Source organism: Ruegeria intermedia (assembly GCF_900129345.1).
GTDB lineage: Bacteria > Pseudomonadota > Alphaproteobacteria > Rhodobacterales > Rhodobacteraceae > Ruegeria > Ruegeria intermedia.
Genome location: NZ_FQVK01000005.1, coordinates 1 through 12809 on the forward strand (window position 1 = coordinate 1; position 12809 = coordinate 12809).

At 63.5% G+C, this 12809-nt stretch carries 13 protein-coding genes and 1 pseudogene; 4 read left to right on the top strand and 10 right to left on the bottom strand.

Annotated features, from left to right (window positions below):
* The 3 genes from tnpA to tnpC all read left to right on the top strand — a co-directional run.
* Window positions 1-489: IS66-like element accessory protein TnpA (gene tnpA, locus F3H26_RS04865; RefSeq protein ID WP_316634805.1), on the top strand; the 489-nt coding region annotated here is incomplete at its 5' end.
* Window positions 486-839: an IS66 family insertion sequence element accessory protein TnpB gene (gene tnpB / locus F3H26_RS04870; RefSeq protein WP_149774948.1), complete on the top strand. Its 354-nt coding sequence runs from the start codon at window positions 486-488 to the stop codon at window positions 837-839. The genes tnpA and tnpB, both read left to right, overlap by 4 nt.
* A 54-nt stretch (window positions 840-893) precedes the next feature.
* Entirely contained in the window at window positions 894-2408 is a 1515-nt protein-coding gene (tnpC, locus tag F3H26_RS04875) for an IS66 family transposase (protein ID WP_149774949.1), read from the top strand.
* A gap of 81 nt (window positions 2409-2489) precedes the next feature.
* Here the strand turns inward: tnpC and F3H26_RS04880 are convergent.
* Window positions 2490-3584: pseudogene (locus F3H26_RS04880) on the bottom strand (IS3 family transposase).
* Window positions 3585-4012: 428 nt separating this feature from the next.
* Here F3H26_RS04880 and F3H26_RS04885 point away from each other — a divergent pair.
* Complete coding sequence (locus F3H26_RS04885) at window positions 4013-5698, top strand: tryptophan halogenase family protein (RefSeq protein ID WP_149774950.1); 1686 nt, start codon at window positions 4013-4015, stop codon at window positions 5696-5698.
* Between the two features lie 523 nt (window positions 5699-6221).
* Here F3H26_RS04885 and F3H26_RS04890 read toward each other — a convergent pair.
* The 9 genes from F3H26_RS04890 to murA form a co-directional block, all read right to left on the bottom strand.
* Window positions 6222-6824 carry a GNAT family N-acetyltransferase gene (locus F3H26_RS04890; protein WP_149774951.1) on the bottom strand — a complete coding sequence of 201 codons (603 nt, stop codon included), beginning with the start codon at window positions 6822-6824 and terminating at the stop codon, window positions 6222-6224.
* Window positions 6817-7215 (bottom strand): ketosteroid isomerase-related protein, encoded by a 399-nt coding sequence (locus F3H26_RS04895; RefSeq protein WP_149774952.1) that lies wholly within the window; start codon window positions 7213-7215, stop codon window positions 6817-6819. The genes F3H26_RS04890 and F3H26_RS04895 overlap by 8 nt, the downstream gene beginning before the upstream one ends.
* Entirely contained in the window at window positions 7212-7670 is a 459-nt protein-coding gene (locus tag F3H26_RS04900; RefSeq protein ID WP_149774953.1) for an arsenate-mycothiol transferase ArsC, read from the bottom strand. The genes F3H26_RS04895 and F3H26_RS04900 overlap by 4 nt, the downstream gene beginning before the upstream one ends.
* Window positions 7671-7673: 3 nt before the next feature.
* Window positions 7674-8153, bottom strand: coding sequence for a UPF0262 family protein (locus F3H26_RS04905; protein WP_149774954.1), 480 nt, complete (start codon window positions 8151-8153; stop codon window positions 7674-7676).
* 83 nt (window positions 8154-8236) lie between these two features.
* A complete protein-coding gene (locus F3H26_RS04910; protein ID WP_149774955.1) occupies window positions 8237-9034 on the bottom strand; it encodes a glycosyltransferase family 32 protein in 798 nt (265 codons plus the stop codon).
* A gap of 128 nt (window positions 9035-9162) precedes the next feature.
* Complete coding sequence (gene hisD / locus F3H26_RS04915; RefSeq protein ID WP_149774956.1) at window positions 9163-10464, bottom strand: histidinol dehydrogenase; 1302 nt, start codon at window positions 10462-10464, stop codon at window positions 9163-9165.
* A gap of 63 nt (window positions 10465-10527) precedes the next feature.
* Entirely contained in the window at window positions 10528-11064 is a 537-nt protein-coding gene (locus tag F3H26_RS04920; RefSeq protein WP_223162430.1) for a GNAT family N-acetyltransferase, read from the bottom strand.
* Window positions 11065-11541: a DUF2948 family protein gene (locus F3H26_RS04925; protein ID WP_149774957.1), complete on the bottom strand. Its 477-nt coding sequence runs from the start codon at window positions 11539-11541 to the stop codon at window positions 11065-11067. It abuts the gene before it with no gap.
* Window positions 11541-12806, bottom strand: coding sequence for a UDP-N-acetylglucosamine 1-carboxyvinyltransferase (murA, locus tag F3H26_RS04930; RefSeq protein ID WP_149774958.1), 1266 nt, complete (start codon window positions 12804-12806; stop codon window positions 11541-11543). The genes F3H26_RS04925 and murA overlap by 1 nt, the downstream gene beginning before the upstream one ends.
* Window positions 12807-12809: the final 3 nt, after the last annotated feature.

The following is a 12809-nucleotide window of genomic DNA, read 5'->3' on the forward strand; positions in this document are numbered from 1 at the left end:
CAACCCGTCGCGACCAATCCCGGTCGCGGCATAACCGAGCGGGAAATCCACCTACAAAACGGCTCGAAACTGTTCAAACGAACCGAACCACCTCTCTCAACGGATTTTCTCACGGATGTAGGCGTAGTTGTGGGCCCTCGGGGTCATCGGCGGTGGCCGGATGCGGTGAAGGCGCGGATTGTGGCGGAGACGCTGGAGCCAGGGGTGACGGTGAACGAGGTTGCGCGGCGGTATGACATGCGGCCCAATCACCTGTCGGAATGGCGGCGGATGGCTCGTGAGGGGAAGCTGGTTTTGCCCGCTATGCCGGAATCGGAGGCGGAACCCGGGCTCGTGTTCGCGCCAATGGTTGTCGAAGAGTTAACCGACCGTGCGCAGGGGGCCGGGGATGCAACGCTTGAGATCGTCTGCGGCGATGTGTTGATCCGGCTGGATGCGGCGACCCCGGCGGCACGGATTGCGGAGATTGTGCGGGCACTCGGGGCATGATCTTCCCATCGAACCGGGTACGGATCGTTGTGGCGACGAAGCCGGTGGACTTCCGGAAAGGCCATGACGGGCTGGCGGCCCTGGTGAAGAACGAGTTGCGCAAGGAACCCTTCACGGGGACGGTGTTCGTGTTCCGTGCGAAGCGGGCCGATCGGCTGAAGCTGCTCTATTGGGACGGCACCGGGCTGGTGATGACCTACAAGCGGCTGGAGGAGACGACCTTCACCTGGCCGGCGATCCGCGACGGTCTGATGTCATTGAACCATGCCCAGTTCGAGGCGCTGTTTGCCGGATTGGACTGGCGGAAAGTGAAGGCGCTGGCGGCACGTCCGCCGACTGCGGCAGAGTGAATCACGGGGATGTTTTGGCGGGTGCTTCCCGCGCGATTTTGATAGATCACCCCCATGAACGCGGCGGCAAATCTTCCCGATGACATCGAGGCCCTGAAGGCCATCATCCTGGCCCAGCAGGAGCAGAATGCACGGCTGGAAGCCTTGGTCGCGGCCTTCAAACAGGCGCTGTTCGGGCGCAAGTCCGAGAAGATCGGTCCGGATCAGTTCGAGCTGGCGCTGGAGGATATCGAGACCGCGATTGCCCAGGTCGAGACCGAAGGCGAGGCCAAACCACTGGTCACACCGACGCGGACCTCGACGCCCCGCAAGGCCAGCCGGGGATCGCTGCCCAGACATCTGCCGCGCATCGAAGAAGTGATCGAACCCGAGACCACGCTGTGCGACTGTGGCTGCGAGCGGCATGTGATCGGCGAGGACGTCAGCGAGCGGCTGGACATTATCCCCGCGCAGTTCCGGGTGATCGTCACACGGCGTCCGAAGTATGCCTGCCGCTCCTGCGAGGGCAGGATCGTCCAGGCCCCGGCACCCGCGCACCTGATCCCCGGCGGCATGCCGACGGAGGCCACGGTGGCGCATGTCATCGTGTCCAAATACGCCGACCACCTTCCCCTGTACCGGCAGGCCCAGATCTACAGCCGCCAGGGCATCGATCTGGACCGCTCGACGCTGGCAGCCTGGGTCGGGCGCGCGGCGTTTGAACTCAAACCCGTCTATGACGCGCTGCTGGCGAACCTGAAGCGATCCACCAAGCTGTTCATGGATGAGACCACGGCGCCGGTGCTGGACCCGGGTCGCCGCAAAACCAAGACGGGATACTTCTGGGTCTTGGCCCGCGATGACCGCCCCTGGGGCGGCGGCGCCCCGCCGGGCGTGGCCTTCACTTACGCACCGGGCCGATCCGGCCAATACGCCGAGGGCATCCTCAAAGGCTTCACAGGAACCCTGCAAGTGGACGGCTATGCGGGCTACAACCGGCTGCTCAAACGGCCAACCCAGGATATCCAGCTGGCGTATTGTTGGGCCCACGCCCGGCGCAAGCTGCACGAGGTCGCCCAGACCGGCACAACGCCGATCGCCGACGAGGGACTGAAACAGATCGCCGCCCTCTACCGCATCGAGAAGGACGTCCGCGGTCAGAAGCCCGAGGCCCGCCTGTCCGAAAGACAAGCACGCTCAAAGCCGATCATCGACGCATTCGAGGCTTGGCTCACCACCCACCGCGCCCGCCTCTCCGCCAAGTCCCCGCTCGGCGAAGCCCTCAAATACATCGCCAAATACTGGGACGGCTTGACCCTGTTCCTGACCGACGGCCGCATCGAGATCGACAACAATGCCGTCGAACGCAGCATCCGCCCCATCGCGCTCAACCGAAAAAACGCCCTCTTCGCAGGCCATGACGCCGGCGCACAGATCTGGGCGATGCTGGCGTCGCTGATCGAAACCTGCAAACTCAATGCCGTCGATCTCCACGCCTGGATAACGGCGACGCTCCGGGCCATCATCAATGGCCACAAGCAATCCGATATCGACGCCCTGCTGCCCTGGAATTACGCCCAGACAGTGTGATCCGCGCACCGCTTACGAGTCTGCTCAACCCGCGCTGCTCCCCACCATTGGACCGCCGGAAGCTGGATTTTTGCGGTTCTGTCACGATGACGGGCTGATGACGTCATCGGGATATTGCATGGCAATCGGAACGTTGTACCCGACTGCGCTATGGGGCCTGTCCTCATTGTAGTGTCTGCGCCAATCCTCCATTTTTTCGCGGGCATCTTCAAGGCTCATGAACCAGTGGGCATTCAAACACGCCGCCCTCAGCTTGCTGTTGAAAAGCCATTGTCCGTGGGCTTGCCAGGCCGTGAGAAGTCCAATGTGACGTCGTTGGTATAGGCCCAGAGATCGAGGTCACGAGAGATGAATTCGCTGCCGTTGTCGACCCTGATCGTTCTCGGACAATCGATCTTTCCACAGACCCGTTCGAGCGTCTCCACGACATCTTCGCCCCGATAGGTGAAGCGCGGCTCGACCGCCGGGCAGAGGCGGGAATGCGTATCGACGATACTCAGAATACGCAGTTTCTTACCCAGGGCGAGCTGGTCGTGCACAAAATCCATCGCCCAGACATCGTTTGGACCGACCGCTTCCCGGCGATCCTCCCGCAGCTTTGCCTTCACCCGGCGCTTCGGGTGCTTGTTCCTGAGCTGCAAGCCCAACTCGTTGTAAATCCTGCGGGTCTTCTTCATGTTGATCACCCAACCCTCCCGTAGCAGAAGAACGTGAACGCGCCGATAGCCATAGCGCACACGCGTCTCTGCGATCTCCTTGATCCGCCTATCGACGGCAGCCTGGTCCGTCCGCCGGGACTTGTAGTGGTAGGTGGAGATGTCGAAGCAGATGGCCTCACAGGCCTTCCGGATCGACACGCCCCAGCCGACGCACATCCCGGTGACGATCTCGCGCAAACGGCCAGGCTTCAGAGCTTTCGCCGAATGACATCCTGCAACATCTCGCGGTCCAGGGTGAGGTCGGCCACGATCTTCTTCAGCCGGGCATTCTCGTCCTCAAGCGCTTTCAGCCGGCGCATCTCGTCCGGCAACAAGCCGCCGTACTTCTTCTTCCAATTGAAGTAGGACGCCTGACTTATCCCAGCCTTGCGACAAATCTCCGCGACGGGCGTGCCTTGCTCGCCCTGTTTCAGGATGAAGGCCTGTCTCGCGCCTCCGTGAACCTCGATGCGTTCATGCGATTCCGCTCCTTTCCCAGCCAGGAAAACTCCAGCTTCAAACGATCCAGTTTTCAGGGGGCAGAGCAGTCGGAGCATTGGCCTTCAGACCGATCGGCGAGGCCGGGGGCATCTCGGTCGGTACGGACGGGCATGAAATGGTATCACCGCGTCCTTTGGTCTGCGCTGCCATCCTGGTCACTTCTCCAGCGCAAAGGCCGGAAACGCTCCGATCATGGACGGGGCGCCCGTCGTTCGCTGGCTATTCCACGGCTTTTTTCGAATCCGGCCGAGCCGGCAGCCATCTTCTTTGTGGTGCCTCGGCCAGTCGGGCGAACAGCGCAGGCCGAGGACAGGCCGGTCGATCCGTGGCCGGCCTTGACGCTTAGTGGAAGCGGGAATTGCTGATATAACGACCGAAAAACAATACCAACAGGGACAGAATCACATGAACAACCGTTTGAGCAAAATCACCATCGTGGGTGGCGGCACGGCAGGCTGGATGACCGCGCTGATCCTCGAGATGGTGTTTTCACGCACATCTGCGCCAAAGGACCGACCGCGCATCTGCCTGATCGAAAGCCCCAATATCGCAACTGTCGGCGTCGGCGAGGCGACCGTGCCGCGAATGCCGGTCACGCTGCGTCAGGCCGGCATTTCCGAGCGGGATTTCTTCCGCGAGACCAATGCGTCGTTCAAGCTGGGCGTCAAGTTCTGCAACTGGAACAAGGATGCCAAGGGCAATCGCATCGATTATGTGAACCCTTTTGCCCACGGCCAGATGATCGAGGGGCTGGATGCCGCAGAGTATTTCCTGCGTTTCGGGAATGGTGATCGTGACTTTACCCAGTCGATCGCACCGCATGATGATCTGGGGCGCCTGTGCAAGGGCGCGCGGCCGCTGGGTCAGCCGGAGTTCGAGCAGCGGTTCGGGTATGCCTATCACCTGGATGCCGTGAAATTTGCCGGGATGCTGACCAGAGTCTGCACCAAGCGCGGTGTCGAACACATCCAGGACGAGGTGCAGTCGGTCGAACTGGACGAGCAGGGAAATGTCAGCCACCTGATGCTCGAACGCAAGGGCCGGCATGACATCGAAATGGTCATCGACTGCACCGGGTTCCGTGGCCTGATCATCAACCAGGCGCTTGGCGAACCCTTCATGGACTATTCGGACTACCTGCCCAACGACCGCGCGATGGCGTTGCAGGTCGAACATCCCGACCCCGACAAGATCGAAAGCCTGACGCGCGCCACTGCCCTTGGTGCCGGGTGGACATGGCGGGTGCCGCTGTTCAACCGCGTGGGCACGGGCTATGTGTTTTCTTCGGCGCATCGGACCGACGATCAAGCGGCGGATGAATACCTGGAATGGCTGGGCGACAGCGGCAAAGGCGCGACCCCACGCGTGATCCCGATGCGGATCGGGCGCGTGCGCAACGCCTGGGTCAAGAACTGCGTGGCGATCGGCCTGGCGGGCGGGTTCATCGAACCGCTCGAAAGCACCGCGATCCACATGATCGACCACGCGGTGCGCTGGTTTGCCGAACACCTGCCGACCAAGGCCATCGAGCCCTCTTTGCGGACACGGTACAACCGACAGATGAACAAGCTCTATGACGAGGTTCTGGAGTTCATCTGCCTGCATTACCGTCTGGGCAATCGCACGGATGACCAGTATTGGATCGACGCGCGCACCCAGTTGAAAGTGCCGGATCGGTTGGCCGAAAATCTCGACCTGTGGCAGAATCGCCTGCCCTTGGAGCGTGACATCGAATTCGCCACCCTGTTCGACTATCGCGTCTATCAGACGGTTCTGCTGGGCAAGCAGGTCTATGACACCGGATACGGCCCCGGCATCCGCGACCGTCTGCGGCCGCTGAAAAAGCCGATCTGGTTCCAATGGTGGAAAGGGGCCAAGATGGATCTTGCAAAGATCCTCAAGACGATGCCCGACCACAAGACCCTGCTGCTGGATATCCGCGGAGAGCTGGAACGCCCCGCCTTCGGCAAGGCGGTCGCGGCGAAACCGACCGTGGCGATGCCCGGGACAGTTCCGGCGCCGGTGGTCGTTCAGAACATGCCGAACCTTGCCGAAATCCGCAGCGGAGCAAAGGATCTTCAGCTGTTCTAACGCAATCGGGAAAACGCCCGACCGACAGGCAGCGGCCGGCAAGTTACCGTCGAACAGGGGGCTCGATTCCGTCTGGCACAGACTGACCCGGCCGCTTGATCCCGGTCGATTGAGTGTCGCATCCGTTCCTGAACCCGTCATGCGTCTGCGCCGCCCCGGATCCTTGTGCCAACTGGCGCTGACGGGGCGGTTGCGCCTGCCGGGCGATCGATGGAGCGGAGATCAACGCCGAAGCCACGTCGAGACCAAGATGCATTGCGTCAAACGGACGGGCCGCGCCTCGTGGCGAGGGATTTCGACAGGCAGGTCGCGGAAATACAAGTCCGCAGCGCCGCGCCACACCTTGCCCGGAACTCCTGCCACATAGGCCATGGGACAAATCCGTCAGGGGAAAGGGAAAATCTGCCCTTCACTCTGTCCGCGCTACTAAGCCTCCGGGATCTGCTGCGCGCCCCTGCAGAATGTTCCAGCCCTGACCAAATCTGAACTCCCCGCTTGACTTGCCATTCGGTTGAACGCCGGCTTACTTGTCGCACAATTCCCTGATCCAGAATTGCAACGGCTTGCGGGTTTCCGTGGCGTCTCCCAGGTCCTTCCACGAAAACTGGGCGATCACGCCCGGCAACGGTGAATACCCCCGCGCGCGCCAGAATGGGTCGAGCGGCCGGTAGTCGTCCGGGCGCATCGGATGATCCGCCGGACGCTGAACGCCGCAGAAGGCGCATTTGTTGAACCCCAAGCCCCGCGCGTGACCCTCGCGCAGATCAAAGAACGCATGCCCGACGCCCTGCCCCCGATAGGCGGGCAGCAGCACGGATTCGGCGCAATAGAAGATCTGCGACAGGTCCAGCCCGGTGCCCTCGAAAGCGGCGGCGAAATCCTCGGCATGGTCGGCCAGCGGCGCGCCGGTCGCGGCCCCTACCAGCCGGTCGCCGTCAAAGGCGCCGACCACGATCGCCCGGTCGCTGTCGCGGTAGGATTGCAGGTATCCGCGCTCGTAGTCCAGATCGCCGTCATAGAGGTAGGGCCAGTCGCGGAACACCGAAATGCGCAGGCGCGCCACGTCGTCCAGCGCCGCCTCGAGCGCCGGCCCCGTCAGCGCGCGGACCTGCGTGATCTCAGCCATTCGAGACCTGCTTTACCCAGTCGGCCAGGTTGTAATAGGTGGTCACGCGGGTGATCTTGCCGTCCTTGAGGTCAAAGAACGACCCGGCGGGCAGGCGATAGGACTGGCCCGAGGCCGCGGGCAGGCCGGCATCGGTTTCCAGATAGGTGCCGTTGACGATGTATTCGGCGGCGGCGCGGGTGCCGCCCTGGGCCTCGAAGATCACCATGTCGGTCAGGGTCTCGCGGTAGCAGCGGTTCATATGCGCGCAGAATTCGGCGAATTTCTCTTTGCCGACGCGGATCTGGCCTTCGTTCACGTGATGGGCCACGTCATCGGACAGGCAGGCCAGCATGCCGGCCACGTCCCCGGCGTTGAAGGCGTCGAAATAGGCTTGGATGGTCTGGGTCATGCGATCTCCGTAGGTTCCCCCCAGCGATCCTTCAGGTGCTTGATGATCTGATCGCGGGTCTGACGGTAGTGGTGTAGCTTTTCCTCGCGCGTCTCGCCCAATCCGGTAGGGTCCATTATTGGCCAGTATTCGACATCCAGGTGAAAAAACCGCGTCAGTTCCAGCGCCTTGCGCTGGCTGGCCGGCGACAGCGCCACGATCAGATCGAAGGAGCTGAGATCGTCGCCCCATTCCTGCATCTCGTCGAACGACCGCGACCGGTGGCGTGACAGTTCCACGTCGATCTCCTGGCAGACGGCGATGCTGAACCCGTCGATTTCCAGGTCGTTGTGTACCCCGGCCGACTGCACATATGTGCCCGTGCCGTAGAATTTCTTCATGATGCCTTCCGCCATGGGCGAGCGCACCGCGTTGTGGTCGCAGCAGAACAGGACCGAATGCGGCAGAGGCTTCACCCGTCAGCCTCCGAAATGCAGCACGCAGATCAGCGTGAACAGGCGGCGGGCGGTGTCGGTGTCGATCTCGGCCTTGCCCTCCAGCCGTTCCTGCAGGACCCGGCTGCCTTCGTTGTGGATGCCACGCCGGGCCATGTCGATGGTTTCGATCTGGCTGGGCGGCAGGGTTTTGACCGCGTTGAAATAGCTTTCACAGATCTGGAAATAGTCCTTGACCACCTGCCGGAACGGACCCAGCGACAGGTGGAACTCGGCCGCTTTCTGGTGGTCTTCGGTGCTGATGTCGAACACCAGCCGCTTGTCGCGGATCGACAGTTGCAGGTGATAAGGGCCGTCGGGCACCACCCGGTCGTCGCGTTGCGGTAGCGTGAACGAGTTTTCCTCGAGCAGATCATAGATGGCGACCTTGCGCTCCTGCTCGATCTCGGGCGTGGGCGGCGGCAGGTTTCGATCATCCAGTTCGATATGCGAAATGCGGGTCATGGTCATAGACTTCCGTTCAGGTCAGGCCAGACCTAGCGCACCTGTGCCCGCGGGACAACGCGGCAAACGGGTCGGACGCAGGGTCAGATCGGGTGGTCGTTCGGGTCGATGCCGTGCTTGCGCAGCAAGGTGTCGACCAGCGAACCGGGGTTGATGGCGCGGTCCTTGAATATCTTGCGGAACCAGGACCCGTAAAAATGGACCGAAGTCTGGTTCTGCCAGTCCAGGAACTCAAGTTTGCCCTGATCCGGCTCGTTCCACAGTGACCGGTGGCGCAGCGGAATCGCATACAGCGATTTCCGCGAGACGGCCTTGGCATGTTCCGGCGTCGGGTACAGATAATGGAACAACATCGGCGGGCCAAAACTGAAGATCGGCAGGCTCCAGTAGGTCGAGCGCCCGAAGATCTGAAGATACGCGCGCTGCTGTTCCTCGGGCCACCAAGGCGGCACCAGGTCGCTGTCAAAGGCAAAGGCGCACATTTCAGCAAGGGCCGGGCTGTCGCCCGGCAAGGCAAGAACGCCATTCATGATGCGTTGCCGCCTGCGATTGGCCGCCGGAAACAGATAGCCCTGATCGGTCTGGAATGGCTTGACCGCGTAAGCATCGGCATCGACCCATATCTGGTCGGTCTGCTGCAGCAGTTTCAGGCGGAACAGGTCCGCATGTACGGCGACCGACCGGGTGATCGGATCGCGATAAATCTCGGGCGCGTCGAATACCTCACGCGCGTCGCGGGCCTCGACGTAACCCGGAATGTCCTTCAAATCACCATAGTGATAGACGATCGGCTTCTGGTCCAGGTCCGCAAAGGATTTCAGGCACAGATGCTCCAGAAAGCTGAAGCGCTCTCCGATCCATAGGGTTGCGACACGTTCCAAATTCGGCTCCGGGTTTGTCCTAAGACGTCACCGGTTAGAACGCACAGGTCGGACAACCACTGCAAGTGGTTTTGCGCCGGCCACGGCAGTCCCGGGCCGGATGTGACCCCGGCGCCAATGTCCCGAGATCAGCCGTTCAGCCGCTTGAGCCGCGCCCCCACCGACAGGCCGTGCGCCTCAAGGCTTTCCGACCGCGCCAGTTGCTCGGCTGCCGGGCCAATGGCCCGCAGAGCCTCGGGGGTCATGCGGCTGAGCGTGGTGCGTTTGAGAAAATCCATCACGCTGAGCCCCGACGAGAACCGCGCCGAACGTGCAGTGGGCAGCACATGGTTCGGGCCGCCGACATAATCGCCGATGGCCTCGGGCGTGTACTGGCCAAGAAAGATAGCACCGGCATGGATGGTCTGGTGGCTCAAGGCCACCGGATCGACCACGCACAGTTCCAGATGCTCGGGCGCGATGCGGTTCGACAGGGCGGCGGCCTCGTCCAGGTCGCGCACGATGATCACCGCGCCATAATCGCGCCAGCTGGCCCCGGCGATTGCGCGCCGTTCAAGCGTTTCCAGCCGCTTGTCCACCGCCTCGGCCACCGCTCGGCCGAAACCGGCGTCGTCGGTGATCAGGATCGATTGGGCGCTTTCGTCATGCTCGGCCTGGCTGAGCAGGTCCAGCGCAATCCAGTCGGGGTCGTTTTCCTTGTCCGCGATCACCAGGATCTCGGACGGCCCCGCGATCATGTCGATGCCGACCTTGCCGAACACCCGCCGCTTGGCCGCCGCTACAAAGGCGTTGCCCGGCCCGGTGATCTTGTCCACCGGCGCGATGGTTTCCGTGCCATAGGCCAGCGCCGCAATCGCCTGCGCGCCGCCGATGCGATAGATTTCATCGACGCCCGACAGGCGCGCGGCCAGCAGCACCAGCGGGTTGACCTGCCCGTCGGGCGTGGGCACCGCGATGGCCAGCCGTTCGACCCCGGCCACCTTGGCCGGAATGGCATTCATCAGCACCGAGGACGGATAGGATGCCAGCCCGCCCGGCACGTAAAGCCCCGCGGCAGAGACCGCCGACCAGCGCCAGCCCAGCGTGGCACCCGACTCGTCGGTCCATTCCTGATCCTGCGGCATCTGGCGTTCGTGATAGGCGCGGATACGCGCGGCGGCCAGTTCCAGCGACGCGCGGTCTTCGTCGCTGACGGTCGCGATGGCCTGCGTTACCTCTTCGGCACTGAAGGCCAGCGTGTCCGGCGTCAGCTCCAGCCGGTCGAATTTTGCGGTCAGCTCGATCACGGCGGCATCGCCGCGCGACCGAACGTCCGCGATGATCTCGGCCACGACAGCGTCCACGTCCGGGCTGTCCTCGCGCTTGGCCGAGAGCAGGTCGGCGAAAGCGGTTTCGAAGTCGGGCGAAGCGGTATCGAGGAAAACGGGCATGATGGTGTCTCCGGCAGTCTTGGCGGGAATATCCGGGCGCGGCTCGCGCCTCAAGGGTTTAGATCAGGGGTGCAGCGATTTGCGCATCGGGTATCCGACGATCCAGCGCCCGGCGCGCGGCTGTCCTGCGTCCATCCACCCGCGGGACAGGTAGAACCGGCGCGCGGTCGCGGTGCTGGTGACGCGCGCCTCGGTCACGCCGAGGGCCGAGAGGCGCGATTCGAGGTGGGAAAGCATGGCGGAGCTTGCGCCCTGCCCCCGGAAGTCCGGATCCACATAGTTGAGCGTGATCCGCCCGGTGCCCTGCCCCATCTTGACCCCGCCCAGCGCCCCGACCGTGGCCAGCCTGCCAGCCTTCAGCAACAGCCAGACCTCGTCCTCCGTGTCCGCCAGGTAGTTCCGCAGCGCCTGCGGGGTCTTGTTCGCCGTCCAGCGGGCAATCGCGGCCGCGTCCTTGCCGTGATCCTCGGCGCAGAGCCGCGCGATCGAGCGGGTCAAGACCCGGCTCATCTCGAACAGGTCGAACAGGGTGGCGCGGCGAATATCAGTCCCTTTCGGCGCGCCCGAGAAGGTCTGGGATATCCCGCGTTTGTTCCGCACCTAGACCGGGTGCTGCGGCGCATGCCCCGAGGGCGCGCGGTAGGGGCGGGTGACATCCCTGAGCGTGGCCTCGAGCGCCTCGACCGTCAGGCGGATCGCGCCATCGCCGGCCAGCGTCAACAGCACCTCGCCCGCGCCGTCCTCGGCCGGGTGGAACGCGATATCCAGCAGCGACAGGATCAGGTCCTTGTCGGATCGGTCGATCCCCTGGCTGGCCACCGACAGGACCGAATCGAACACCAGCACCGACTGCACCCGCTCGTAGGGGCGGTTGCGGCGCTCGGCGGCCTCCTTGTCTTCCCACCGGAACCGGTTGAGCAGCAGGGCAAAACGGCGGCGGGTCGGTTGCCAGGTCATCTCGCTGGCCGGAAAGACCGCATCCTGCACCAAGGCCGCGATCACCTTCAGATCCTCGGCATCCAGCGCACCCAGGTTCAGCGGCGCCTCGCGCCCGTCTTCGAATGTTGCGTCTGCCATCAGCCCTTGATCCGTTCGATTTTCGCGCCCACGCCTTCCAGCTTGCGGACCACATGCTCATATCCGCGGTCCAGATGATAGACCCGACTGACAAGTGTTTCGCCCTCGGCCGCCAGACCGGCCAGGATCAACGAGACCGAGGCGCGCAGATCGGTGGCCATCACCGGCGCACCCTTCAGGCGCTCGACCCCGGTCACCGTCGCGGTGCCGCCATGCACCTCGATCTGCGCGCCCATGCGCACCAGTTCGGGGGCGTGCATGAAGCGGTTCTCGAAAATCCGCTCCTCCAGCACCGAAACCCCATCGGCCGTGCACATCAACGCCATCATCTGCGCCTGCAGGTCGGTGGGAAAGCCGGGGAACGGCTCGGTCACCACGTCGACCGCACGCACCCGGCCGTCCCTGCGCGAGACCTTCAGGCCCGCTTCCGTTTCCTCGACATCGACCCCGGTGGCCGTCAGCTTTTCCACGAAGGATTCGACCAGCGACAGGCGGCCGCCCAACAGCTCGACCTCGCCGCCGCAGATGGCCGGGGCCAGCATGTAGGTGCCCAGCTCGATCCGGTCGGTCACCACCTGGTGCGTCGCGCCATGCAGCCGGTCGACGCCCTGGATCTCGATGGTCGAGGTGCCCGCGCCCTGGATCTGCGCGCCCATCTTGCGCAGGCACTCCACCAGATCGACGATCTCGGGTTCGCGCGCGGCGTTTTTCAGAACCGTCGTACCCTTGGCCAGCGTCGCGGCCATGACGATGTTTTCGGTGGCCCCCACTGAGGCAAAGCGCATTTCATGCACCGCGCCCTTCAGCCCGTTCGGCGCCTTGGCGTGCAGGTATCCGTCCTTCAGCTCGATCTCGGCGCCCAGGGCTTCCAGCCCCTCGACATGCAGGTCCATCGGGCGCGCCCCGATGGCGCAGCCGCCCGGCAGCGACACCACCGCCTGCCCGAATCGCGCCAAGAGCGGCCCCAGAACAAGGTTCGAGGCCCGCATCTTGCGCACGATCTCGTAATCCGCCGTGTGACTGGTCAGATCATGGCTGGACATCGCCAGAACCTGCCCGTCCTGCAGGGCCGACACCTCGGCCCCCAGCGACTGCAGCAGCGCGGTCATGGTCTTGATGTCGCTCAGCCGCGGCGCGTTGGTCAGCGTAAGCGGTTCTTCGCTCAGCAGCGTGGCCGGCATCAGCGTCAGGCAGGCATTCTTGGCCCCCGCGATCGGAATTTGGCCGTGAAGCGGCCCGTTGCCCGTTACCAGAATCGAATCCATCTG